Annotated in this window: 31 protein-coding genes; 11 read left to right on the top strand and 20 right to left on the bottom strand. The window is 53.8% G+C overall.

The features are described from left to right. The first annotated feature begins 15 nt into the window (after positions 1-15). Entirely contained in the window at positions 16-1,914 is a 1,899-nt protein-coding gene (locus ASN89_RS07345; RefSeq protein WP_235501899.1) for a hypothetical protein, read from the top strand. A 262-nt stretch (positions 1,915-2,176) separates the two neighbouring features. Next, positions 2,177-2,680, top strand: a complete 504-nt coding sequence (locus ASN89_RS07350) for a hypothetical protein (RefSeq protein WP_058048815.1) — start codon at positions 2,177-2,179, stop codon at positions 2,678-2,680. Positions 2,681-2,924: 244 nt separating this feature from the next. On the opposite strand, the gene ASN89_RS07355 is transcribed toward ASN89_RS07350, so the two are convergent. From ASN89_RS07355 to ASN89_RS07370, 5 genes are all read right to left on the bottom strand, one after another. Beyond that, on the bottom strand, positions 2,925-3,368 hold the full coding sequence (locus ASN89_RS07355; protein ID WP_058048816.1) for a hypothetical protein: 444 nt from the start codon (positions 3,366-3,368) through the stop codon (positions 2,925-2,927). Between the two features lie 107 nt (positions 3,369-3,475). Next, on the bottom strand, positions 3,476-3,808 hold the full coding sequence (locus ASN89_RS28615; protein ID WP_152988494.1) for a hypothetical protein: 333 nt from the start codon (positions 3,806-3,808) through the stop codon (positions 3,476-3,478). A gap of 11 nt (positions 3,809-3,819) precedes the next feature. Next, positions 3,820-4,146, bottom strand: a complete 327-nt coding sequence (locus ASN89_RS07360; RefSeq protein ID WP_058048817.1) for a hypothetical protein — start codon at positions 4,144-4,146, stop codon at positions 3,820-3,822. Between the two features lie 94 nt (positions 4,147-4,240). Continuing rightward, positions 4,241-4,480: a hypothetical protein gene (locus ASN89_RS07365; RefSeq protein ID WP_058048818.1), complete on the bottom strand. Its 240-nt coding sequence runs from the start codon at positions 4,478-4,480 to the stop codon at positions 4,241-4,243. Positions 4,481-4,501: 21 nt separating this feature from the next. Then, the gene (locus ASN89_RS07370) at positions 4,502-4,984 is read right to left on the bottom strand and encodes a hypothetical protein (protein ID WP_152988495.1); all 483 of its coding nucleotides are present in this window, start codon (positions 4,982-4,984) and stop codon (positions 4,502-4,504) included. Between the two features lie 1,621 nt (positions 4,985-6,605). On the opposite strand from ASN89_RS07370, the gene ASN89_RS28620 reads away from it, so the two are divergent. Further along, a complete protein-coding gene (locus tag ASN89_RS28620; protein WP_152988496.1) occupies positions 6,606-7,031 on the top strand; it encodes a hypothetical protein in 426 nt (141 codons plus the stop codon). After that, positions 7,024-7,218, top strand: a complete 195-nt coding sequence (locus tag ASN89_RS07380; RefSeq protein WP_152988497.1) for a hypothetical protein — start codon at positions 7,024-7,026, stop codon at positions 7,216-7,218. The genes ASN89_RS28620 and ASN89_RS07380 overlap by 8 nt, the downstream gene beginning before the upstream one ends. A 998-nt stretch (positions 7,219-8,216) precedes the next feature. On the opposite strand, the gene ASN89_RS07385 is transcribed toward ASN89_RS07380, so the two are convergent. After that, a complete protein-coding gene (locus ASN89_RS07385) occupies positions 8,217-8,459 on the bottom strand; it encodes a tyrosine-type recombinase/integrase (RefSeq protein WP_058048822.1) in 243 nt (80 codons plus the stop codon). Positions 8,460-9,099: 640 nt separating this feature from the next. On the opposite strand from ASN89_RS07385, the gene ASN89_RS07390 reads away from it, so the two are divergent. The 4 genes from ASN89_RS07390 to ASN89_RS07405 all read left to right on the top strand — a co-directional run bounded on the left by ASN89_RS07390 (position 9,100) and on the right by ASN89_RS07405 (position 15,250). Continuing rightward, positions 9,100-10,818 carry a hypothetical protein gene (locus ASN89_RS07390; RefSeq protein WP_058048823.1) on the top strand — a complete coding sequence of 573 codons (1,719 nt, stop codon included), beginning with the start codon at positions 9,100-9,102 and terminating at the stop codon, positions 10,816-10,818. A 12-nt stretch (positions 10,819-10,830) separates the two neighbouring features. After that, a complete protein-coding gene (locus ASN89_RS07395; RefSeq protein WP_058048824.1) occupies positions 10,831-11,322 on the top strand; it encodes a hypothetical protein in 492 nt (163 codons plus the stop codon). Positions 11,323-11,549: 227 nt separating this feature from the next. Next, on the top strand, positions 11,550-13,448 hold the full coding sequence (locus ASN89_RS07400; RefSeq protein WP_235501903.1) for a DUF4209 domain-containing protein: 1,899 nt from the start codon (positions 11,550-11,552) through the stop codon (positions 13,446-13,448). Further along, positions 13,445-15,250 carry a site-specific integrase gene (locus ASN89_RS07405; RefSeq protein WP_058048826.1) on the top strand — a complete coding sequence of 602 codons (1,806 nt, stop codon included), beginning with the start codon at positions 13,445-13,447 and terminating at the stop codon, positions 15,248-15,250. The genes ASN89_RS07400 and ASN89_RS07405 overlap by 4 nt, the downstream gene beginning before the upstream one ends. 590 nt (positions 15,251-15,840) lie before the next feature. On the opposite strand, the gene ASN89_RS07410 is transcribed toward ASN89_RS07405, so the two are convergent. The 13 genes from ASN89_RS07410 to ASN89_RS07470 form a co-directional block, all read right to left on the bottom strand. Beyond that, positions 15,841-16,101: a hypothetical protein gene (locus ASN89_RS07410; protein ID WP_058048827.1), complete on the bottom strand. Its 261-nt coding sequence runs from the start codon at positions 16,099-16,101 to the stop codon at positions 15,841-15,843. Positions 16,102-16,113: 12 nt separating this feature from the next. Continuing rightward, positions 16,114-16,335: a hypothetical protein gene (locus ASN89_RS07415; RefSeq protein WP_058048828.1), complete on the bottom strand. Its 222-nt coding sequence runs from the start codon at positions 16,333-16,335 to the stop codon at positions 16,114-16,116. 139 nt (positions 16,336-16,474) lie between these two features. Next, positions 16,475-17,044, bottom strand: coding sequence for a hypothetical protein (locus ASN89_RS07420; RefSeq protein WP_058048829.1), 570 nt, complete (start codon positions 17,042-17,044; stop codon positions 16,475-16,477). Between the two features lie 9 nt (positions 17,045-17,053). Next, positions 17,054-17,311, bottom strand: coding sequence for a hypothetical protein (locus ASN89_RS07425; protein WP_058048830.1), 258 nt, complete (start codon positions 17,309-17,311; stop codon positions 17,054-17,056). Then, positions 17,308-17,508 (bottom strand): hypothetical protein, encoded by a 201-nt coding sequence (locus ASN89_RS07430; RefSeq protein WP_058048831.1) that lies wholly within the window; start codon positions 17,506-17,508, stop codon positions 17,308-17,310. Before ASN89_RS07430 ends, ASN89_RS07425 begins: the two co-directional genes overlap by 4 nt. A 636-nt stretch (positions 17,509-18,144) precedes the next feature. Then, on the bottom strand, positions 18,145-18,498 hold the full coding sequence (locus tag ASN89_RS07440; RefSeq protein ID WP_058048833.1) for a hypothetical protein: 354 nt from the start codon (positions 18,496-18,498) through the stop codon (positions 18,145-18,147). A gap of 80 nt (positions 18,499-18,578) precedes the next feature. Continuing rightward, positions 18,579-19,001 carry a DUF6283 family protein gene (locus tag ASN89_RS07445; protein ID WP_058048834.1) on the bottom strand — a complete coding sequence of 141 codons (423 nt, stop codon included), beginning with the start codon at positions 18,999-19,001 and terminating at the stop codon, positions 18,579-18,581. Positions 19,002-19,020: 19 nt separating this feature from the next. Further along, positions 19,021-19,182, bottom strand: coding sequence for a hypothetical protein (locus ASN89_RS28975; protein WP_161911754.1), 162 nt, complete (start codon positions 19,180-19,182; stop codon positions 19,021-19,023). A 491-nt stretch (positions 19,183-19,673) separates the two neighbouring features. Then, on the bottom strand, positions 19,674-20,084 hold the full coding sequence (locus tag ASN89_RS07450) for a hypothetical protein (RefSeq protein WP_058048835.1): 411 nt from the start codon (positions 20,082-20,084) through the stop codon (positions 19,674-19,676). 13 nt (positions 20,085-20,097) lie between these two features. Further along, positions 20,098-20,403, bottom strand: coding sequence for a hypothetical protein (locus tag ASN89_RS07455; RefSeq protein WP_058048836.1), 306 nt, complete (start codon positions 20,401-20,403; stop codon positions 20,098-20,100). Between the two features lie 15 nt (positions 20,404-20,418). Next, positions 20,419-20,766 (bottom strand): type II toxin-antitoxin system ChpB family toxin, encoded by a 348-nt coding sequence (locus ASN89_RS07460; RefSeq protein WP_058048837.1) that lies wholly within the window; start codon positions 20,764-20,766, stop codon positions 20,419-20,421. Beyond that, positions 20,760-21,011, bottom strand: coding sequence for an AbrB/MazE/SpoVT family DNA-binding domain-containing protein (locus ASN89_RS07465; RefSeq protein ID WP_058048838.1), 252 nt, complete (start codon positions 21,009-21,011; stop codon positions 20,760-20,762). The genes ASN89_RS07460 and ASN89_RS07465 overlap by 7 nt, the downstream gene beginning before the upstream one ends. Before the next feature lie 72 nt (positions 21,012-21,083). Continuing rightward, positions 21,084-21,770 carry a site-specific integrase gene (locus ASN89_RS07470; RefSeq protein ID WP_268766382.1) on the bottom strand — a complete coding sequence of 229 codons (687 nt, stop codon included), beginning with the start codon at positions 21,768-21,770 and terminating at the stop codon, positions 21,084-21,086. A gap of 209 nt (positions 21,771-21,979) precedes the next feature. On the opposite strand from ASN89_RS07470, the gene ASN89_RS28625 reads away from it, so the two are divergent. The 3 genes from ASN89_RS28625 (at position 21,980) to ASN89_RS07480 (ending at position 23,321) form a co-directional block, all read left to right on the top strand. Further along, positions 21,980-22,423 carry a hypothetical protein gene (locus tag ASN89_RS28625; protein WP_152988498.1) on the top strand — a complete coding sequence of 148 codons (444 nt, stop codon included), beginning with the start codon at positions 21,980-21,982 and terminating at the stop codon, positions 22,421-22,423. Between the two features lie 204 nt (positions 22,424-22,627). Then, positions 22,628-22,987: a tyrosine-type recombinase/integrase gene (locus ASN89_RS28105; RefSeq protein WP_152988499.1), complete on the top strand. Its 360-nt coding sequence runs from the start codon at positions 22,628-22,630 to the stop codon at positions 22,985-22,987. Then, complete coding sequence (locus tag ASN89_RS07480; protein WP_058048840.1) at positions 22,974-23,321, top strand: hypothetical protein; 348 nt, start codon at positions 22,974-22,976, stop codon at positions 23,319-23,321. Before ASN89_RS28105 ends, ASN89_RS07480 begins: the two co-directional genes overlap by 14 nt. Before the next feature lie 92 nt (positions 23,322-23,413). Here ASN89_RS07480 and ASN89_RS07485 read toward each other — a convergent pair whose 3' ends face one another. Then, positions 23,414-24,763, bottom strand: a complete 1,350-nt coding sequence (locus ASN89_RS07485) for a replication initiation protein (RefSeq protein ID WP_152988500.1) — start codon at positions 24,761-24,763, stop codon at positions 23,414-23,416. Positions 24,764-24,775 lie beyond the last annotated feature (12 nt).

Consider the following 24,775-nt stretch of genomic DNA (forward strand, 5'->3'; position numbering starts at 1 on the left):
CACTGGAGCAATTAAATGAAGCATCATCTCGAAAGGAACGCTGCACCACTCGTTCACGACAAAACAGAAGAATTATTGGCGCTGCTCGAGGCGCAACCTATGCTCGGCGTAACAATCAAGCAAAGCGAACAAAGAAAAACAATCCAGGAAGAGGGCATTGAGACACTGCTTGGGCTCATCCGCCGGCGTCATTCTCTGCATCTACGTTTTAGTTCGGGCAAGGACTCAACTTCATGTGTCGTATTAATGATCGAGGCGGTGCGTAGAGCTGTAGCCGAAGGGATCACAACTACGCACTACATCAGCAGCAGCAGCACTGGCATTGAGAACCCATTGATGGAAATGCATCTCTTGACCGTTCAAGACGAGATGCGGGAGCATTTCTCTGAGCATGCACTGCCGATCGAGTTATACCTGACCCATCCATCACTGGCCTCGTCTTTCATCGTCACAACGATTGGACGGGGCACGCTTCCGCGGTTTCCGGAAAACAGCAAGGCTCGTCAATGTGCTGCCGACTGGAAATATCTGCCAGCCCAGCGCTTGGCTGCCGAACTGGAAACGCGAGCAATTGCGCAAACCGGCCGAGAAATGGTCACAATAATTGGCTCGCGACTGGGCGAGTCGACCGTGCGTAAAGGTCGGATGGCAAGACGCGGCGAGTCAGCACATGAGCCAATTCGTAGCTCCTCCGGAGAGTTGGTTTTGAGCATTATCGCTAACTGGTCTCTATCCGATGTTTGGGAGACGCTAGAAATGCTGTTGGAGCCTGAAAGTAACCCGTATCAGTCACCGATAACAGCAGAAAGTGTGCATCGGCTGTTCACAATCTACCAAGATGCAAACGATGGTGTTTGTGGCGTCGTGCTGGGTGACGGGGGTAACAAGCAACCGTGCGGGGCACGTACCGGCTGCTCATTTTGTACTTTGACTGGCGCCGAGGATAAGAGCATGGAGAGCATGCTGACGCTTGATCGGAACTCATTTATGAGGCCACTAAACGACTTCCGCAACCTATTGATGACAACACAATTCGATATGGAGTCGCGCGAGATAGTCGGAAGAACTGTCAGCGCAGCTGGTTATATTCAGATACGGCCAGATGTCTACTCATATGAGTTTCGACGATCCATGCTCCGTTACCTATTATCGATGGATGCCAACGAAAGGGACAGAGCGGAGGAAATGGAAGCCGCTATTTTCACCGGTCGCTTGCCTGACACGAAAGAAAACCGACTTATTGCCAGTCCTACTTTCGAGCTGGTCTCCTTACAACAGCTGGCGCTGATTGATTGGCATTGGAGCAACCATTATCAAGCTGTCGAAGCATTTCCTGCCGTGGCCATTTGGTATGAGGTGTACATTTTAGGACGACGTTATTCAATTCCAAAACATGACAAGGCGCCGAAACTGACCATTCCAACTACCCGATGGTTCAAGGTGGGAAAATATGACCACGAAGTCCCGTCAGAAGGAATGCGCAGCTTGGTTGATGAGATGTGGAACCCGTACTTACACCCTGAAAGGCAATTCTCACACTGGGTGATCAATGGCAAGAAAACCACCTGGTTCAACGAGACCGATCAACTCAGTGTTGACGCTGAAAAAGCCTGCGAGTTCATTACCTGCGTATACCCTACGATATCGATTGATTGCAATAATCTGCCGGCATCCGAATCAGCCACCTTCTGGCTGAATCAGGGGATTGTCAGCCTCCCAGCTGGTCACGCTCATAGGTACCAGGAGATCGCGCTTCGCAACCGCTACTTCGCAAACCTTGCACTTCGATTCGATCTTTCTCCAGTCGAGTTAAATCACTACTTGATGCAGAAGTCCATCTCGAATGCTGAGCATGAGAAGCTACTACCACCAGCCCCACAATTAGACATGTTCGAAATTGACAAGTCGTCTTAGCAAAGCCATTCTGGCATCACAACCTATCGCTGACCGCTTCCCGGAGTGACCAACAAGGGGGAGTGTTTAGGAAATAAACTACGTTTTTCTGAACCCTGCTACGGCAGGGTTTTTTTTGGTCCATACCTAGCAGATAGGCATTTTCGACATTCAGCCGCAACCAGTACTAGTTGTTGATTGACAAAATAGGCACGTGTGCCTATTCTGGCATCTCATAGGCACACGTGCCTATTCTCCCACTATCAAATCAAGGACCCATAAAATGCAGAGTTCCGTTTGCCGCGTCTATGTCAACCAGGTTGAGGTCGGTGCTCTGCCTGAACAGGACTACCGCTCCCCTGTTGCCGAGGCCCAACGGGAAGTGAAGAACGAGCGCCGCCTTTATCTCGCGCAGGCGTTCAATCTCATAGGATGCTCATATCGCGTGGCTAAATTGACCGTGTTCTTGTTGCCGTTGCAGCTCTTTTTCAGCGTGGTTGCCGGCTTGCTGTTCGCGCCAAGCATGATGGCGGAACTCCTGGAAGCCATGCGTCACGCTAGCGCCACGGAAGTGATTGCTGCCATGCGAACCCTCGTGCAGATCTGGGTAATTATTACGATCTTTCTTCTTTTTACGGTCGCCATGTTTAGTGGAAATTGGTTCGGTTATATCAACCAATTCACCAAAGCAGTCGGTGAGCGCATCAGCCTGCGAATCAGGGCCATCCTGGAAGTTGCGGCGGACGGTGTCGTGGAGGTAAATATCGGTAAGAGCTGCCGTCGGTGATGGGGAACCGAGAATTGTTCCAGAACATACTTACCAAGCACCGATTGACGCAGGCAGATAGCGCTGCGCTGATCTGCGAGCTGACCCAACGTCCATGCTCCGTTAGGGCAGTGCGTTCCTGGTTGAACGATCCGGACAAACCCAGCTCGCGGTCTTGCCCGGACTGGGCAATCACGGCACTATCCGATGCCTTAAAGCGGCGTGACCACGAACAGGATAGAACTTGAGCGAGCGCCAAATTTCCTTAAGGGCGCTTACCGGTGATTCTGTCGAATCGAGGTAAATGAGCCACACAACCGGCATGTTCGTTGACGCTACTTGCGACAGTTTTACCAGCCTTAAAATCCGATCGCAAGTTGCCATCATTGTCGCTAGCGAAATGAAAAACTTCGACGATGTCCATCCCTGATGAGGACATTGCATCCGCGGCTAGGTCAAGCCACTGCACACGCCATGTGTTGAAAGCAGGAAGCGACGCCAATTCTATGACATCACGAAGAGGCACTGGCCATTCGTATCCAGTAATGCTCACACAGTCCTTCTCAAGATCGACAGAAGTGATATAACCCCGACCGTACTCGGCGATACCTATTTGATATTCCACTTCGGAACCAACACCCATTGCCTCCTCGCATGGCGCACGAACACGGGGCCTGATCGTCAGCGGCATCTTCAATTTACGAGTCATATACAATACTGACTTTCAAGTTCGCCGGCTGCCGGCCGTCGCGGTTTTCCTGGGGAATCGGAAATTTCCCATTCAAAAACTGCGGGATTGTAGGGCGCGTATCATTGTCAATTCCGGGCCAGGCGGCGGCATTTTTTGCAGGTGATTACTCGAACCGACACGCCGGGGGCGTCGGCAAATCCGACACCACTATTCCGCATTCCACCGCACAACGAGTTGCCGGTGACCGGGTGAACAAGGTGGATCGCTCTTACAAACTCGCCGGTGGATTCCCCGCGGCGCATATAATTAATGAGAGGTTGAGCGCCAACGTCAAGGAGCAATCCAAGACCCACTACCAAAGCAAAAACCAAAGCTAAATTCAAATGGTTGACGTATCCAAAGAAAATAACCGCCGTCATGGCTACGCTTACAACAAATGCAATTATGAGGTTTCCCATATTTACCTCGGCTACATTTTCTGAATTTGGACTACTAACAGTTGTGCTAGGGCCCTCTCATCAGGTGTTTTGGCGGCCTGGCAGACAAGAGTCTTCTGACGTGGAGCTTCGGTTAAGGATGCTTCCGCAATTTTCTGTTTTGCAGCGTCACAAGCGGCCTGGCTCTTGTACGCATTCACAGGCATCAAGGCCGTACCGTAATCGACCGCATTGCCCCATTTGACTGAGGTGTAGAGGATCGCCAGTTCCTCTACACCTACCTGTGCTGCGCTTTTAGTTTGTGCCGAAACTGTCATGATGAAGAATATGGCTGTAGTGATGGCAATCTTTGTAATCATGTATTTCCCTCAGGGGGCAAACTCGTTGTCCGACCATCTGACGACCCATGGCCCGTCATGCGGGCCGTCGGATGCTGCTAGGTTTTTTCCTTGGTCATTGGTGGCCGGCCGACGCATCAAAAAAAGATGGTCCAGGTACGGCGGGTTGCACTTGAAATCTGTAGCCAAAATCGTCGTCGTGCAGGACGCCTTCTAGTTCGCCCTTTTTGAGCTTGGCAAGTACGGTTTCGAGCTGGCCGATCACATCTTCCCTTTTACTATGCCGTGTCCCTTGCAGTTCGATCGTAATCTGCTGAAGAGGGTACGCGTGTTTGATCCAATTTTCATTCGACATGATTTTCCTCTGAGGCGCAGGTTAGTTCTGCACCTTTGTGATTTCGATTACCAGTGGTTCGCCGCCTTCTACCGGAAAGGTAAATTTGCCGTGGTCACTGTCGATCAGCATATTCTGGACGAACTGCTGGTGGCTGAAACGCGGAACCTCGATAGGCAACAACGAGCCAGCGCTTAATATTTTGTCCGGGATGTCCAGTTTGTCGCTTATCCAGCTAAGTTCGAAGAGCGTTTTTGCCTCTGCGGCTCGTGCCTTTACTTCCAGCCACCGGCCCGTGGTGAACTCCTGATGGACGCCGTAGCTGCACGACACGGCATCGCACTTGGACACGACGCCAACAGGCAGCTTGTTCAGATGTCGCATGGCGTCAAACTCCACCTTGGGGATACTGCTGGTCTCAACCAAGAGGCGAACGGCAGTCTTCTCCGCGCTGACGGCTGGTTTGCTGTCATCGGCAACGACGACCATTTGCGTGCGCGCCGACGTGCCATACATCCATGACATGTTGACGTTTTAGGTGGCCGCGTGCGCTGTAGCTACAAGGCCCATGGCCAGCGTTGCAAATACGATTATTTTCATGGTTTCTCTTTTGAAGTTCTCTCTCGGCCTGGCACTGCGCCAGATCCTCTCAATGCGTATGGCCCGTCTCGCGGGCCGTGGAGTGCTGCTGGGCGTTTTCCGAGGATAAAACTGCAGTAGGCTGATTAATGGCTAAGAATCATCAATCCACTACACCCTGTAACCTTCGCGAACATATCGGCGCAGGTAGCCCAAAGTTACTTCGAAAGGTACAAGATAAAAGACTGCACACTGGATCGCTTCTTTCAGCCCAAACTTAGCGGCGGCAGCGGCAAATTGGTGATAGCCCATTTATTCTCAAACTAAAACATCGACTCGCCGGCGCGAGCAATTGGTTGGGCCGCCATGAGCGGATGAAGCTCGCGGGCTTCTTGAATAAGACTAGCCAACCGTGGACAGGCAATGGGAGGGGAGAAGGACGGTAAAGCCGCGATTCTTGAAGTAATTGACCAAGAATGCTCGTGCTCGGTTTGGTCATCAGTGCCTATCAACTCGTTCATCTTTTTCCCGATACAGTTACGTCTGCTTGACTACATTCATACCAACAATGGAACCGCGTGCCACTGGGGATCTCTACAGTTGCCTTGATACTATGAGAAAAGGCCACTTGCACCCGCGTTAAATCCGGACAAGTTCTAAAATATGGGGTAAGTGAAGCCTTTGACTGCAATGAAATTTTTCCATACTTCGCCTAGGGAAATATCTCGAATAGCTCTGATAAAAGCGTCCTTTTCGCACTGGATACGATGGTTCTGCTCCGTGCCCTAGTTCAGTAGAAGTATGATATTATTTTTGTGTCGGCCTTCGGCATTGATTCAATTCCACAACATCACTTCACTGTCAACTTTTCAATGTTTCCACATTGAAAATTTTCTCCTTGCGCCTATTCAGGCATTTTTTTATTCAAAAAGTAAGTTTTGCGCTGTGAATAATTCGTAGCGTCCCCCTGTAATTTGGTCGATCAAGTCGCACCCGATCGGCCTCTCTTCATCTATCTACACCTAGCCGCATAGCGGCATTCAACCCAACGGGGGGACACCCCCTGCTTGGTGGTGCTCTTCCCAAATTTTTATGGAAAGCACCGTAAATCCATGCACCGCTCTTCTACAAGCACCACCATCGCCGATGCCGATCGTGCAGCAATGCGTCGCCGTTCACCAGTCACATTGGCATCTTGGAAACGAGATGCTCAGGCGGACGATGACATCCTGAACAGGTCAAAAACAATCCCGCGACCAGACGTAAAAAAGGAACAAATACCACTCACTTTTAACCAGGATGAATGATCAATAGGAGGAAAGATGGCAAACGCATACAAAAAGGAGCAAAACGACAAGAAGCAAACAAAGTTGCTAGCCCAATGCAAAGCGCTTCTTGAACAAGGCCCAGTTGGAAAACAACGGGCGATCAACCTATACGCAAAGTCGGCATGCGTTACTACCGCACAAGCGGAAGTCGCGCTAGGGCTACGCTGACTAACTCCTCCACATATTGGCGATCACCAACAGGTGATCGCCGCTACAATGAACGCATCGAAAGCAAATAGATGAAATTAATGCAAGTAAAATTTAGCTCCACGATCTCCAAAGCTTTGGCTGAAATTTTCATAGCTGAGTTTGATAACGACGAGATTGCTGAAAGCTGGCTGGCGCAAGAATCCAAAGCGCTCAGCTATGTCAGTTGGCTGGAAGGGAAGCATAGTTTGAACGCATTCCGCAATGGATTGGATCGCGAACGCATCCATTTGGAAGCGGACATTGCTTCCGTCCTGATCCATCCAGTTTGTTTTTTGGAGACTTTCACCGATGTACGTGAAAATCCTCCATCCATCATTTTCTTGATGAATAGATACTTGCGAGACAAACCAGATCAAGTAACTTTGAAGAATCAGCTGCTTGCCGAATGCGCTGTTTTGCATGTTGGCCTGTTGCAACTGTACGAACAGATGTGTAATGAAAGGAATAATGGGTAAAACCATGCCAGTCTATCGAACTGAAGCAATACCGGCCAAGTTCAAAAAGAAGAAAATCAACAGCTTAAAAATTAAGAAGATGGACATAATTTCTTCATTCACCTCTACTTTGGCTCCATCAATGGATGATGCCAAGGCCAAGAGTGGACTTGAAAAGAGGACGGCCAAAACGATCTGTTCAAAGTAATTCAATGCCACAAGCACCACTCTATGTCTTCAGGGACTATAGAGTGGGCGCATCACCTTCAGGCATCATGCAAACACCAAGTGGTGGAATCCAAAATAATGACTTGGGCAATCCGATCAACCTTGATTCCGCGTTTATTAGCCTCATCTATTTCGTATCATCTATCCTCGTCGACCAGGCATAGCCTCATTGGAGTAGCGCCGCGCTAGACTTCTCATTGCGCTAGGCCTCGTCGTGCGCGGCCATAGTTGTTACTGTGAATTTCCGTTACTTAGAACGTGGGGTAGTTCCACTATGGATCATTGGCCAATACATAAAGCCACTATCCGAAAAAAGAGGGCAGCGATAATCTAAAACCGATTCGGTATCGGTCTTCTTAATCTCGACGGGTTTGCCTTCGCATCCAGGAAACCGACCAACTTTTGTTGTTCCGAGTAATCTATCATCAGTGCCGATCCAAACCATTCGTTCTATTAATGAAGTTGCGAAGAAAAAAAATACAAGATTTATGAACCAATGGGTTTTTAACCAGTATAAAACTGTCATGACTGTTGCAGAGATTTTCATATTGTTCGGATTTTCATATTGTTTGGTTACTTGGGCGCTTCCACGGCGCGTTTTCGTCGATCAGATACCGCATAACAAGACATTGAAAGTTGGCTTGTTCAAAGGTGCTTCGAACTGAACCTTTGCCGTCAATGACAAACTCTTTCCAATCATGCGGAAAAGAATACTACGGTTGATACTAATATTGCGATCAGTGCAAAAATATATTTCGAAATTGTTATCCTCGTTTTACTCAGGCCAAAGCCAATTTGAAGCGCCTACAGCCGCTTCTTTTCACCGTTAACTGGGCGATGCCCCACTTCCCAACCGTTGAGCTTTTGGACAAGCCGGCTCAATCCTTTACCAAATAGTGTGAGCCAAAGCGTAGAATACCAAGGCAAGCAACAATTGCAAACGAGAAACTTGAGAAAAATGAGTAATTTCTCATGTTTTTATCGCGGGCATACCTGCGCAACGCTATCAGGAGTATCACGCCCCCAACTGTCAGTCTGGTCGAAAGTATCCTCTTCTGTGTTTCTCATGGTGGTTTGGACGCTCGCATGTCCCAACGAGATAGCCACCGTGCGCAGGTCTTGGCCCATGATCAGCGAGGTCATCGCAAACGTTTGCCTGAGCCAGTGAGCCGATACCTTTTCAAGATGCGCCGCGGTTTCATTCTCGGCCGCCAGTTCCATCAGCTTAACCACATCACGGATACGCCCTTAAGAATGCCATGCAATCCTCGACGGCTTCCAACGTCGAGCCATTCGCCTAACACGCGCCTGTCCGATACTATCTAGATTCGTTTGCAGACTTCATTTTTTCTTGGTCTGCCATGAGAGCACCAGGCCTAGCGATTCGCAACCAGGCAGGACAGTGGTTCGAGGCCGAACGCACTGCGGTACGCGGTAATCGCTTCGGCGAAGGCCACAGTCACTGGTACCGTGCACTACTTGCCGCCCTTGGCCGTTCCACCCTCGAAGGTCATCGCCCTATAGATTTTGCCACTCTTTGGGTTATACAAGTATGCGACTGCCCCCATATTGGCGTCGATAAGCTCGGACAAATCAAAATAGAACGATCGCGCAGGAATGTCTGATAATCCTTTTCCGTTACTAACGTAAGCTGATGTGGCTGCGGTTCCGATGGCCTATCCTGCACTTGCCAGCAGCCACTTCTTCCCGCGTTTCCCGTTCCGCCAGTACGCTTTCCTTGATTCGCAGTTCGTAAAATTGTTCAACAATGCCATTGTTGCTGGTAATTCGTCTATAGTCATGCATCAACGAAAATGTGAAAGAGGAGGGCGCTCCCTTCCTTTCTGGTCAAGGGAACCGAATGACGATCTATGAACTAATTAAACACCTATTGCCAGAAGGTACCGACGCTTTTGATTCGATGCAGGAAGAGCACGTAGAGTTGCCGGCAATCGATTGGAAAAAATGCCCAACCTGGCCCATCGACTTGTTCGCGCTCGTCGGCTCAATTATCGAGAGGTCCGGCTGCTATACACTGGCAAGTCCTAACCGCAAGCAGCTTGAAGAACACAAAGCTTACCTTGCTGAGATCGCTCTCGAGGCGCAACGTTGGAATGCCAATAGCAGTGAAGTACCAGAGTCGGTAAACAACCTGTGGTGGATACTCACGCTGATCTATCCTGACGTACACATGCACGAAATAGCCAGCGAGCCTGATTTGGTCAAAGCCCTCTTGAGCCTTTTCGCCATTGCCGACGAAGCATGTATTGGTATGGGCTGGGACGTGGATCCAGCTAACGCGCCCCAACACCAGTTTTCCTCGATCACTTTTGCTGCGCTCACCAAAGCGGATCAGGCGCTGGCATTACCCCACCTCCCGCATTCACTTTGCGTGATAGTATCGCCTGATAGTGCAGTGGTCCTGCCCAAGTCGATTAATTCGGCCGTGGGTTGCACGATCCGCAGTCTCTCGCATTATTTGGCCCTGCTGGCTCCAAGCTCGGTTTTAAATTCTTCCTGGATACTCTCGAGTAAGAAACCGCCGGCTACCGCCGCGGCAGATCCCACAGCGCCCTATGACATGCGCTTGTTGCTGATCCCGTTTCCATTTACGATTCATGCAGACAGCTTCAAACTCAGTTCCCCCCGCATGACCCTGGGCGCCAACCATATCCCTGCCTACTTCGAACTGGTGGCGAGCTGGCTCAACCGGAATGGCAAGCAGCTGACGGGCGAGCTCTTAGCCCGCGAACTCATCATCCCACTCATTCAACAAGCGATTGCGGAAACGGGCGCCGCCCCCAATGGAATCATTCTCCCAGAATGTGCGTTAACGACAGCACTGGCGGGAGAGCTTGTGGATGCGCTCAAAGACAGCGGTATCGACTTTCTCATCACTGGCGTGCTTGATACCGTTGAGGACGGCACGCACTATAACCGTGCGCTGACGTTCGCTTTCCAGGAAGGAGAGGAGGCCACCATTGCCGAGCAGAACAAACATCATCGCTGGCGCCTCGATCGCGGGCAAACCGAGCGGTACGCTTTGCACTTCGACCCGGATCCGAACAACGATAAGTGGTGGGAAGACATCGACGTGAGCCAGCGCAAATTACCTTTTTTGGCGCTACACAAGGACATGTCGCTGGCGACCCTCATTTGTGAAGATCTCGCGCGCACGGATCCTGCCATGACCGCCATCCGTGCGGTCGGCCCCAACTTAGTGGTAGCATTGCTCATGGATGGGCCACAGTTGGCAGTGCGCTGGCCTGGCCGTTACGCGACCGTGCTCGCTGAAGACCCCGGTTCAGCAGTCTTATCTTTTACCTGCGCTGCGATGGTGGATCGTTCAAACTGGCTTCAAGCAATACCGGCGAGGGCCGTTGGTTTGTGGAGGGATGGCGCAGGCCGTACACAGGAGATTGGTTTAGCCCCTGGGAGTCTTGGCGTGTTACTGACCTTGCAATCGAAGAAGAAGCACCAAAATACACTGGACAATCGGTCCGATAATTCCTTGTCACGACAGCTGACGTTGCGCACGGTCGTACCTCTTTTTCTTGCTGATGTACCTAATTGGTTATAGACTGGACTTATTATGGCCAACACTCAAAACAAAAAAATTAGCAGAGCGCGTCGGATCATGGCGGCAGCGTCTGGTGTTGCTCAGCAAACAGCCGCGGCAAAGGACCATCTGGTCGACCTTCAGTTTGTTGTGCATTCCGGCAGCCGGAAACCGTTTGCCGAGGAAGCGCCGGTTGTTGAGGCGGCACAACAAGCGGCGCAAGTGGTTGCCGAGAAATACGGCAAACCACCTGGTGCAGCCATGTTTAGAGACACTGGCAAGGTTTCTGCAGCGACGCCGGTTCATCCGCAGGCGGTGGACTTGGCACGTGCGGCTATTTCGAGGTTGACGGGCGTGCCTTATAAACCAAAGATGTCGGCGGCTCAGGCTGCGGTAGAGGAACTTAACAGTCAAGCGGCAGCCAAAGCCATGCTCAATGTCGCGAGGATGAGACGTCGCCTGGAGCAATCCCAAGCGGGGCCCGCGGTGCTTGAATCGCTGCGCCGGCTGGGTATCAACGTGTGAACCGGTGATAGAAGCTTCGAGCGCATTGAAAAACGGCCATTTGGTCGTTTTTTTTGGGCATCCTCCTTGCCTGATAATCCGTATTATCAATAAAGCGTTTATAATGAATTACGCGTGAAACAGCCTTCGCCCGATGTCAAAAAGTTACTTTTTGCTGTTTTTCTGTACCAATCTTTACCTGGATGCACAGGCTTTCCCATTCCTCCCAATTGCTCCCTCCCTTGACGATGACCAACCAGCACCCACTACCTGCGTTTCATGCACTCACCGCCGACGACCTACGCGCCAGTGGCTATGCCGCGCTCCTGCGCGATGTGTCACCCACCAGCTATCTCGACGTGCACGCGGCGCTTTCTGCAGCGCGCAAGGCGCACGCGCAGACTGCACATGCCAGTGCCTTCAGTTTCCTCGACGCGATCATGTCGATGATGCTCACGCCAGAGACCCCAGCAGAGCCGTTCAAGCCGGTGATTGAATGGGGCAACCAGCGTACCGCCATCCCGGACGACTTTCGCGACTATGTGGACCTTCTGGCTACCCTCAGCGACGAGGCCGCACATCGTCTGCTGCGGGCCAGATCGGCCGACCTGGTCTGGCTGCTCGACAGAAAACGCGGTGTGCGCTACGCCATCCAGGCCATAGAAGCGTATCGGCAGCTGCCGGCACAACCAGCCACCTGGATTGAAGGTGAACGCAGCAACTGGATGCGCGCCTTACAGTTGGCCGCCAGCCTGGGTAAAGCGGGCGCCGCACACATCGCAGCGATGGAAGCGGAGCTGTTGCACGCTTTCAACGAGGCGCAGGACGATGGCGAGAATCGCAATGCGCCGCATTGGTTCTCGTATGCCCTGTACCGCAACAATCTGGCCAGGCCCCAGGCACGCCAGCTGGTAGAAAAGCTAACGACCATGGGGCGCAACAGGAGCGCCGCTGGGGACCTGCCTGGTGCCCGTGGCTCCTATGAACGCGCCGGGCGGTGGTACAACAAAGCAGCCGACGGCAACAACGCCGTGGAGATGACGGTGGCGATGGCACAATCTTGGGCAGACGAAGCCCAACAGCGGCTGCAAGGCCCTACCCCATCGAGCGTCGTCGCTGCAAGTGGCTACGAGAAGGCGATCCAGTTGCTGCGCTCGGTGCCAGCAAAGGGGCGAACAGTACGCAATATCGCTCACCGGATTGACTTTCTGCGGCAAGCGATGAATGCAGCCGGCGAGCAGGCCATCGGCGAGATGCACATCATCACCACCAAAGGACCGGATGTACGAGCGCACATCGCCGAGGTGCGGCAGGCGGTGAAAGGAAAAACAGCGGTCGATGCCCTCCTCCACCTCACCTCCATTTATCACCGGCCCGCCATCGCAGAGCATCGCGCGAGCGCCGAACAGCGTGTACAGGAATCCCCGATTTCGGCCCTCTTCAGAACCACGCTCATGTCGCCCGATGGAAGAGTCATCGCGGCACGTCCCGGTGCCAGCGTGGACGATACCGCCGACATGCAAGAGGCCGCGCTGTTGGCCAGTATGGTCGATTACTTCGCACAGACGACCATGCCAAAGGTGGCGTTTCTCATCCTGCATGCCCTCGATGAGGTACGCTTTGAACATGCCCTCACACTGGATGATTTTGTGGCCCTGGCCCGCAACTCGCCGCTGGTGCCACCCGAGCGTGCCTATCTGTTCGGCAAAGGACTCTATGCCGGGTACAGCCTGGACTTCACTACAGCGCTGCATATACTGGTGCCGCAGATTGAAGACCTGGTGCGCTTTCATCTGCAAAATGCAGGCGAACATACGGCGACGTTTATCGACGGCATCAGCGATGAGATGGGGCTATCGTCTTTGATCGGACGCGAGAAGATGGTGCCCGTATTTGGGGAAGACCATACCTTCGAAGTGCGCGCGCTTTTTTGTGATCGGCACGGGCCCAATTTACGCAACCTGCTGGCGCATGGTCTGCTGTCCGATGGCGCTTGCCAATCGAACGCCTCGGTCTATGCCTGGTTTTTTGCCTTACGCACCGTCTTCGCTGGATTCTGGAACGCGCATCGCCCTGCACAAGAGGAGAACCATCCAGAGCGAAACGCCCCCCACCCTCAAGATGATGTGAAGAAGACAGCACCATGACCCAGAACACGCATGTCGTCCTCACCCCCATCACCTACACCCGTGCCGATTACACGGCGTTGCGCGCGCACGTGCTCAAGATTCCTCTCGCACGTATCGCCGACCTGTATTACAGCGAAGACAGTCCGCAGCTGGCGCACGGCCTCGAGCGTTATCTCATCGACATGCGCAACGACCTGATTGAACGCGCCATCGTTAACAACCCCGCATTTGCAGACATTTTAAAGGGTGCGCGACAAGGGGGAGCTGTCACAACGAAGGCCCTCGACATTCTGGTGAAGGCTGCCGATGTGCCGGTAGCCCAACCGCAACTGCACCAGCCGGTCGCACAGTGGTTTCGGCCGAAAACGGCCGCCGTGCTGCGCGATGAAGGCATTGTTCAGTTAGCCGACTTGCTCGCGTTCATCAAACGCCGGGGACCAGGCTGGTGGCGCTCTGTTCCGCGGATCGGGGCAAAACGCGCCGACGTTATCGCCAGCTGGCTACGCCAGCACAGCACGTCCTTGGGGGAGCTGTCACTCCAGCAATTCTCCGTAGAGGTTCCTGCGATCGCCGTGGTGCTCGATCCCCAATATGCAGACCAGCTGGCACCGCTCGGTCGCTTCGCCGTGCCCAGTAAGTACGATGGCTCTGCTGGCATCAACAGGAACAGCAAATTTTGCTTCATTACGGCAGACAACGACCTGCGCGCCGTCGAGTGTTACCTCGCCCGCTTCGAAGACAAAGCGCATACGTTCCGCGCCTATCGCAAAGAGCTCGAGCGCTTTCTGTTATGGGCCATCATGGTGCAACAAAAACCCATGTCCTCGTTGCTGGCCGACGACTGCGAAGCCTACAAACTGTTTTTGCAAGCCCCCTCCCCTGATTTTGTCGGCGACAAAGCGGCGCGGTTCACCGACCGCTGGCGCCCGTTCACCAAGACGCCGATGACTGCCAAGTCACAAAAGCAAGCGATCATCATCTTGAGAGCCGCATTCGACTATTTTGTTCGCGTCCGCTATTTGGGGGGGAATCCCTGGTCCGCAGTCACCGACCCGAAAGTAACGGAGGAAGTGCACGAGATGCAAATAGAAAAAGCCTTGAGTGAAGAGTTTTGGCAACTCGTTATCACCCAGCTCGAGCAGCGTGCCAGCGTGCCGGAACATAGCCAGGACCGCGCAGCGCTTGCTGCGATACTCCTCCTCGGTGATTCCGGATTGCGGCGCGAGGAAGCTGCCGGCAGCCTCCGCTCGGCGCTCAAACCGAGTCCCTGGTCGGTCAACGTCTCCACCTTGCGCGTGGTGGGCAAACGGAACAAAAAAAGGGACGTCCCCGTCAGTGACAGGACCCTTGACGCGCTACGCGCACACTGGGCGGATCGCCAGCTTGATTTTGACCATCCCCCGCTCGCGGCCGGTAACGTCCTGCCAAGCGACGACATAGCGCTCGTTGGACCCTTAGTCGTACCGCGCCACCTGGCAGCCATCGAGCGCCATGAGGAACAAACCGGCAATGGCTACACGGCCGATGGCCTGTACAAGCTCACCAGGTCTGCCCTCAAGCGGCTCAAGCAGGCGCTACTCGAAAACGGCATCAGCCCACGCGATTTTGCGCAGTTGGAAACAACGACGCCCCATGCTTTTCGCCACACGTTCGGCACCTTATCGGTGGCGGCAGGTATGCCGCTGGACGTGGCGCAAGGCATACTGGGCCACGTCAGCGCCGCAACGACGTCGATCTATGTACGGTCCAAAGATAAGCGGATTGCCGAGGAGGCCGCAAAATATTTCATGCAACAAAAGGACAAGAATCACGGCTCGTAAACAGGGTGAAGGCCATATCCAATTAGCGAATTGCGCGCATGAGCATGGAAGGAGCGCCGCGCAAGAGCGTAATGTAGTGGTGGGGATTGTCGTCTTGGGTGCCGACGGCGCCGAAGTTCGCTTCTAGCAGGTGCGCCTCGTTCGCAGCGATGTCCCCCTAGATGCGACTTTGGCCTAGCAGCTGCAAGGAACGGTGCCAGCCAGCCCAGAGCCTTTACTGGGCCAACAGGCGGCGCAGTCGAGCATCTTGCGGTACGCCACGATCGCCATGTGGCCGAAGTGGGTGCCCCAGCGTTTCTCCTGCAGCCAGCTTAGGTCCGCCACGTGAGCGCATAGGGCATGGTTCTAAATGGTGCCGGCCAATTGGGCCAGCACCTAGACATCACTGGCGGAAAAGTGCGCGGGCGTGATGGCGCCTTCATCGCTCCATTCGATCTTTCGCCTATCAATGGGAGGAATGCTTCCTCTGGCACCAAGCGCTTCGAACAGATGCCGGCATGTAGCTCGAGGACGCGAGCGGCGGCACCGTCGATCCCGTCCTTGGCCTACCCAAACACCTTGATCAGCTCATACCAGTCGGCATCGCGGAGTTAAGAATTTGCCTGATCGATCGGAGGCAGGTATTCCGGCTCGGTCGTGTCGTGCGCCAAACGGGCTTCATGTTCCGTCGCCATATCAGGAAGCGCCTGAGCCAGCTCGCGAACCTGCGAAGCTTTCAACCAACGGCCGGCCTCACTGCAACCGACCCAAACCCGCTCGCCTTCGATCTTTTTCGAGTCGCTGGTATCGACAATATCGAAGCCAACGCACTCCACGGTCGAGTGCTCAATGTACTTGTCATGTTCGTTCATGGTCGATTTCCTTTACTTCAGTGAGCAGATCGGCGCGATGTTTTCCAACTGCTCGATGCTCAAGAAACGGGTAAGGTTCAGCGCGGCAGTAATGCGCCGGGCCATCTCATACCGCTCGGCCTCTGACATGCTGTAACTGTAGGCTGTCGTCGCCACGCCTCCATCATGGTCGCCGAAGCGGATCCCCCAGCCCTTGTAGCCGCTGTTCTGCGTGTACGTGCGTCCTTCAAACATGGCTGCGATTTCCTCTACGAGTTAAATGCTCAGGACTTCTTCAAATTTTTATTCCTAGCAGGGCGTGCCTGCGCCGCATGTAATAATTCTTGAACACGGCTCCAGCCAGCATCGCTCATATGGACAGGACCCCGTTCATCTAAGCGCCGAATTTTATCTGCCCGAATTTTTTCCGGGTGAGCTCGCTTAGATTCATCAGGGCGACGCGCACGCGAGTCCGTACTGACCACACTAATAACGTCTTCACGCGAACCAGATCCATAAATCCAGCATTCGAAAGAACAGGGCCGCCGTGGTAACGGCGGCAGTGGTCCAGGATGTCGTCGCGCTCTGCAGCAGGGAGAAGTTGGAGGAGATCACGCACGTTGTAATCATGCAATGCGGACAAGTGAATAAACGCGCATCCGAATTTGTAAACTGATGCGGTCCAACCTTGCAGCTGTTGGGCAAGATCCACCATATTCCGATCAGTCACGATTTGCCGTCCAACTTTCCATTTTTTGCCGTTAACAGAATCTGCAATCAACTGAGTTCTAATGTGACTTGGTTGTGCAAGCAGGAAGATCACTCGCACCATCGAATCGAGCTCCTGGCGCAATACCGCAATCATAGGCCCGTAGAGGTTGTGAGCGGCCAGCAAGGACATCGCCCTCAAGTGATCAGAGGAGCGATGACGCACTTGCCTATCGAATATCTGAAGATCGGACATTGATTTCCTCTACGCCACTGTGGCATTGTTGTGATCGCCAAGCCAGCCCCAACGCTCAGGTTCGCCTTCATGGGCAAGCATCCAGGACCAGCCAGTCTCTCCAGTGTCAGGGCCGTTGCTGTTCAACTGCACAAAGGCGGTACCGCCGACGTTGTCGATGATGAAGAGGCCGACGTGACAGAAACCCGGTGCCTCCCGCTTGATGCTTCCTTCGCGGCCATCAATGTGCTTTACGCACTTCCCTGTCCAACCCATTTCGCGACTCATTTGGTAATTTCCTTGCGCCAGGCTCGCTCGATCGCCCAAATCAATTCGTTGAGATCTGGCCCGTGTGTCACTACCCTTGGTTCACTACCGAGATCAATAAGGTAGTCCCGATTGTCGCCCTTGACAGAAAAATATATATCACCGTCCGACTTCCGGTAACTAACTTTGCTTCCGTCGAGGTTGTTATTAGTTGCCATGCCTATTCCTCGAACTTCAGTAGTTCACGTGGTGCATGGGAATGCCTTCCGCTTCGTCGGCGGCATTGCAAATACCGGTAGTCAAAGCACCGACCAAGAACGCAATAAGTGTCAAATTTCGTTTCAAGATGTTTTCCCTATCGCTTAGAAGCACCTCGGGCCTTCTCGGCCGCATTCTTAGCGTCGTCGCCTACAGTACCGATACATGCAACCTTCGCCCCTTCGGTTGAGGTCAACCACGACGTACACTGTGAGTCGTTCCACAACTTCGCCGCCAACAGACCCACACCTACGACGATAAGCAGGACAATCACCCTCTCGCGGCGCTTTGGTATGTTGAACTGCTTCATACCTAAAAACTCTGGTCGTTTGCTCATGGCGGTTTCCTTGGATTATCGCGTGTTGCTACCGGCTTCTAAGCACAACGCAGAGAAGTCCTGCCGCGCTGATCATCATTCCCACGATACCCACAATGCCAGGCAAAGTATCTGCCGAAGGAAGGCCGAAATCGATCGACAAGCTTGGCGAGTTCGTCCCACTTAAAGTAGTTGACCACTGCTACATAGATGCCAAGCACGGCAAGTGCCGGTCCAGGTAAAAAGTAATTTGAAAAGAATTCGCCCATGATTTTCCCTGTTAGCGCCAGTTTGTTCCCGCGTAATATCTAAAGCCCCATTCCTTCGCCAGAGCTTCCCAGATGACGCCGCCGTTGTCGAAGTAGGAGTGAACTTCTTTCGCTGGCTGGAAGTCCATTTTCAGTACGGCCATGCAATCGTCAAAGAGGTCAAAGTCCAGGCGGCGCAAATCGCTCAGGTCGAACGGGAAGCGTTCGCCGTTGTACAAATTCAGCAGGAAGCGAGCGACCACGGACGACTGGCCAGTGTCACGTTGTGCGATCGGAAGCAAACGACGGAGAGCTGCTTCGCCCTCCATTCGAATCGCCGGCAATTCGGCTTGCCGCTGGTCGATCTCGCGGCGCAGAGCGTTCATGACAACCTTGGTACGGGCCTATGCCTCGGGGGCTGGTTTGCGCATTGGTGAGCCTTTATTTTCCATGTTCTTTTCCTCGATCAATCGCGGCACGCTGCCAGGGCAGCATCGTCCGCAGATACACCATTTGCAATTGCCATCGCACGGTAGTTCTTGTGCAGCTCGTGGCCACCGTCATGCACGTCGTTCTTCAACTCTCCGCGCATGTACCGCAGACGCACCGTCAGATTATGGTCGGCGCCGCGCATCAAGAAGCCCGCACACATCGCTGGCTTTTTGCTCCGCGCTTCGTGGCATCCAAACGTATGTTCCGCCATATCGTAGGCCGTGCCAGCCGAATGACGGAACGCCTCCGCTGGAAACTCGCCGGTCGCGTCGACCCGCCATGGACACTTGGGGCATGGTTGCTTTCGATAGCAGCCCTTCCCGCCTTCAACCGTTACAACTTGGTTATTGGCGTCGGCCGGTCGAACGCGCGTGATCCTGGTCATGTCATTGCGCATGGCGCTCTTTCCTGGCTGATTATTTGTTGTCCACGACGATACTCAGGTCGCGGTGCGGCCACCATGGCAGGCCACCTCCGTTTTTCCAGTCGCTGTAGCCGATGCAGCGCCCTTGACTGTTGCAGATTGGCTTGCGACGCTGTCGGGTGGTCTCACTATTCGCAGTGCTGGTGGTATTCATGTTTATGGTCTTTCCTCTACTATTCAACCATCGCTGCTTTGATGGCGGTTCCTGCCTTTTTGATCGCCTTCAACGCGTTTTCCAATGTTAGATTGCGGTGGAGTCGACGATAGTCTTCGCCATCTCAATCGCCACATTGATTGCAGCTTGTTCAATCGCGTTGAAGGCCATCTCACTCGATTCCTCCACTGTCATTGGAACAAGCCCGTTGTGGCGCACGTAATCGCCAACTGGTCCCCACTTCCCGTCACGGTCAAATGTTTTTTGGCGACACGCCGTAAAGAATGTGTGTAGATGTCTTTAGAGCGCCCATGCGCATTTGTTCGTCGGTACTCTCCTCCTCCCACGATAACGACGCGAGTCGAAATCCCCCTTGCCGCAGACGGTATAGCACTTCAGTTGCAAATTTAATATCCATTTCGTTTTCCAGGCTTAGTGTTACCGGCAAGCCGACCGGTGCGGTGCGCCTTGGGCGCCGGGAATTTTCATCTCTAACCCGCTTTGTTACTGACGCTGGCCCACTCAGTGTGGAGCAGTCCAAGAATTGGCAAAACACCGTGGAAAATCACAGTTCCACTATGCTCGGTCCGGGCTTGTTCCGTGATTGCCAGTTTTCTTGCAGCGGTAATCTCCGACTGCACTTTAGACAAAGCAAACTCGTTTGCTGCGATCAACGCGATTGGTCGCTTGTTCTCAGTATGGAAGAGCGCCTCCATGAGACTGCTTGAGGTTTTGTTCGCGAACTCAACTATGACTCGCATAGTGCGTACTGCACCCTTATGGGGGTTGTTTTCAAAAGTCCGGATCAGTTCAAGAGCCTGCTCCGCCAGGTAAAGCAGCTGCGCCACTTGATCCATCACTACCAGCGACTCATCACCAAAATTTTTGCGTGTCAGTTGCATTGATTTTTCCATCCTATTGTTCGCTCACGAACTTGAGTGTTCGACGCAGATATTCAAAGCCCTTGATGGTCACGGGCACTTCGTGAAGAATGTCGCCATTCTCGGCCAGCACATCAACCCACTGTGAGGCGTCTCCGTCTGCGATGCCGTCAACCAATTGGAGAAGGCGCAGTGTGCGCGCACAGCCCTCGTAAGGGTCGCCAGGAAACGTTATGCCAGTAAAGTGGCGCAACTCATCACGGACGATGCGAGCGGGCCGTAGCGCGTGCGCTGTGGCCTGCAATGTCTCCTGCCAGCCCGTCGTCCTCAACATCATCATTTGTATGGAATTTCCCTAGTCGGTAATTGCACGCAACCTGGCGAGCGCATCTTCCACCACATACTCCGGTACGGTCTCGATTCGCTTTGCCTTTCTTGCTTCCAAATCCAACATGCGAATCTGATTGACCAAAGCCACACCTTGCGTCTTCGTGCCGGCACCGCTCAGGGAAGCTGCAAAGCCCGCATGCCGTGCGAAGTCGCCGCCTTGTGTTATTGGCGCAACCAAGACCACCCCCAGCACGTTGAATGCGCTTGTGGACAGCACTAAGGCAGGCCGCATACCTCTTTGCTCGTGTCCTTCGGTTGGATCGAGGCTGACCATGACAATGTCGCCGCGTCCGAATTTACTACGGCTCACCACGCTTCACGCCCCACCGGCTTGAGTTGGGACCATAATGCTATATTGACCGGTTCCGCCGCTGAAAGGTCACATTGCGCCACTAAGTCAGCCAAGGAATACGACGGGCGAGCAGCTTTCAGCAGCACGCCTTCGGGCTGCACATTGACGCTGAGCTTATCGCCCAAATTCACCTTGAGCATGCCTAGCAACTCGGTAGGCAAACGTACTGCTGCGCTATTGCCCCATTTCTGAACTGATAATTCCATAAAGCCTCCTAATGTAGATACATTGTAGATTCGCTCAATGGGCCATGTCAAGCTCATTGTTTATACAATGTATCACCAAAATCGACTTACAGTACGTGCGCAAAAGCCTGCCGCAACTTTTTCTTGTCCACCTCCAGGTATGGGTCCACATGTTCTAGATCGGCATGACCCAGCAAAAGTTGAAGGCTCTCCAGCGAATGTCCCTGGTCGAGTAGCCGGACTGCCATCGTGCGCCGCACGGTTCTTGCTACTGCCGCCCTTAATGCCCGCGTCCCGATACAGCTTAGTCACATGGGCCTGCAAGGCGTCACAGGCCACGTAATCGATTTCTTCGCCCGCCTGATTGATTCGGCGTTTTCGTTTCATACTATATTTGTGCCCTTTGAAGGTCAGCACCAGTTTGCTATCGGCTCGCAGGCCACGATATCGCTGGGGGTCGTCGCTCATACGCCAACGACGTTCGATCCTGTAGGTTAAGTAGCATTCCAACGCCTCGAAGAGCGCCCGGTTAGTGGGATAGATGCACCGCTGGCTGCATCCCTTTGTGACAGCAGCTCGAAGTGAGACTTCCTGCCTGATCGCTCCAGATGGAAACAGCACGTCCTGAACTTCGATTTGAGCAATTTCATTCACCCTCATCCCGCACATGATCCCCAGCAAAAGAACGAGGGTATCGCGCTCGGGATCGCGACTGATGGCTGCTGTGACGCGGAGTAAGTGCCGGTACTGGCCCGGACGTAAGACGGTGGCTTGTGCCATGCTTATCCTCTGAATAGATGTCGAAAAGTGCTGCGATACCTGTCGCCGCTGGGATGGGAACACATCAACCTGACCGAGGACTATGTTTGGCCGCAGAGCCGGAACGTTGAAGAGGGAAAATTCCGTCCGCTTCGGACTGGAGGAAATCCTTAACATACTATTTTTTCCGAATTCTGTGGGCACCCCTCCTATGGGCCACCGATCCCAAAGTGGCCTTTCACCGCTGGCATGAAAAAGACGCGTATGAGGAAGGCCTCAACTTCAGCGCCAAGACTATCGCGGTTTACACATCGATGTGGGCGATATTCATTGCCCACCTGCGGACGTTCCGCGGCAAAAGCGTAGTGCTGGCCAATGAAGAAGATATCCCTCACTTCCTGGATCGGGCTCATATATGCAAACGCGTCGAAGCGCGTCAGCGCCATGCGCTGCTGCTGCGGCGCGCTTACGCCGCCTTGCAGCAAGCCGATCCTGATTTCGTCAATCCGACCGAGGTGACCTTTCGCCCAGCAACCCCGCCTGCGGACGAAGAGCCGATGCCCTTTCTGCTCCCAGCTGAACGGGTACGCGTGTTTGCCTTGCTATGCGATACCCGCGATCCGCAGGATCAGGAGAACTTGGTGCGCATCCTCGCAAGGCGATGTGTGCGTTGATGCTGGGCGCCGGGTTTAAGCCTGGCCAAGCCAACATAACCTCAGTTAATTGTGTAGGACATGGGCGCAAACGGGTTATGGTTGCGCCACAATACGGTATCATGACGTCGCACCGGACCCTGGTGCATCCGGCCGCCTAGCCGGCGATTGCCCGGCGATTGCCCGGCGATTGACCGGTGGCTGACGTTGAGCGGGAGCGAAGGATTGATGTTTCCCGGCGCGCCCTCGGACAAGGAGCATCCGGTCGGCTATGCACGAGCATTCATCGGTGCGAAAAAACTGCTGGCGGACCTGGGGACAATGGCTGGCGGCGAACGGGTCAGTCCGCAAACCCTGCGCAACTCCTACGGCGCCAACCTGCTCGAGGATGGAATGGGCCTGGACGCAGTGCGGGAATACATGGGCTACTCCAGACTAGAGTTATCCCGGCGCTTCTCACATGCCCATGTGGCATGGTGCCACCGTTCCGGACTACAGCAAAGCACAGTAAAATCGGCATCCAGCAACAATCTGGACAATGCTCCACCACCCTCTTCTGAAAGCTGCCACGATGCATCCGATTAATCCAACGGCAGAACAACGTATCTTCGAGCTGGAAAGTGCCCTTGCAAAAGCGGTCGACTATTTGCGCTCATTGCCATTGAATCCTTCGAACCACCACGCCGCGGCGGCGGCAGACCAGGTCCTGCAACAATCTGCCCTGGCGGTACAAATGCTCTCGGGAACGGCGATGGCATCGGCCGGTGTGCCACTGCTGCGCGCCACGCTGCAAGGCAATCAGCTCGCCGTGCAAACAGCCGATCCAGGCACAGTGCCGGCCGCCTTTCGGGAACAGCATGCAGCGCAGCTGCGCGCGGCACTCATTCGCGGCATCACCATTGACCTGTCAGGCACGTAGAACTCAAGGTATTTTCTAGTACTAGCATGCTGTTGAACATGCGGGCGAGCCAAGGCAGCAAAGCTGGCGCCGCAGCAAATCCTGCGCCGCATCTAGCGGGGCGCCAGGCTGAACTGCTCGACGAAGGCGGCCAGTGCCTCAATGGTTGGTTCACCCCAGAGTTCCTGGGCGTACCAGTTGGTAAAAAGCGAGCGGGCCAGGACGTTCTCGACGCCGCGGTCCAGATTGACAGCCGTGTTCGTATTCTGATCCTTGAAGCGCTCGAAAATGGCGCTGCGGTCGGCGTTATCAAATTCGTTGTACAGGTCATACGCGTCCTGCGCCCGCGCCGCGAGGAATTTCTCCAATACCGTCGTTCCGCTATTTTTCTTGGCGACGCTATTTTTTGCTGCGCTGCTTCTGAGCTGCAGGTTTTTCGCCGCATCGGCGCCCTGTTTCAACGTCCAGCGGAAATACGCGGCCGGAGAATCCAGTGGCGCACTACTCTTGTGATCAATCCGCGCCTGAACGAAGGCCACGGCGCTACGGATCTTGTCATCGCCATGCTGTGCCATCACATCTGCCGCGTCGACCTGGCTCAGGCCAAATTTCATGATGCTGCCCATCAGTTCCAGATCGATGACGGGTGGTGCCGCAAAGCCAAGCTGCGGCTGCTTGGTGTGCTCGACGCGGAACTGCAGACGCTCGACGCGACGGCCGACACGGTGTTCGATCAGCTCGACTTGGATATCGGTAAGGGCATTGATCTCGGCCATCGCCGGCCGAATGACATCGCGCTTGAAATATTTATATTGCGGCGGCGGCGCATCCTCGGACACGGGATTACCAGTCAGCGCGCCATACCAATGCTCATACGTCTGGATCAGCGTGACCTTAGAGGGATTGGTGGCATAGCGGCGGCAAATTTCATACAGTGCCAGGGAAGAGCCAGAACGCAGCAAGCCCTGATAGAAAATACTGAAGCGGGTGTAGGTTCCCGGAGCCATAACCAGCTCATGCACTTCCGGTGGAAACGCAAAACCAAACCAGACCTGCCCGGAATGTTTTTTCAAGCCCATCGGATTGACCAGCGTGACTGAAGCGACCAGGCGCTCGGACGTCCACTGGCGGTCATTTTCCATCAGCAGCTTGATGTTCTGCATCTCTTCGAGCTGAGCCTTCAGGAACTCGGTGTCCTTGCTGTCATACGCAGCATCGCGTGCCAGATCTGCCAAGCGAATCCAGAAGTATTTTTTTGACGCGGGCGTATCGATCGGCGAATTGACGCCCGTAACCTTCAGCTGCTGGGCATGGTACATCATAACGTTAAACACCTTACGGGTGAGCAAAGACATCTTGCCTTCACGCACGCGCAAGCCAATCGCATCATTCGTCTTGCGAAATTCCATCGATGGTAATGTCAGTTCGCCATTCTTGGCTGCCTTGGGTTTTCTCGTTGCCACGCCGATCCTCTT

The sequence above is a fragment of the Janthinobacterium sp. Ant5-2-1 genome (assembly GCF_001445815.1).
Taxonomy (GTDB): Bacteria; Pseudomonadota; Gammaproteobacteria; order Burkholderiales; family Burkholderiaceae_D; genus Janthinobacterium; species Janthinobacterium lividum_E.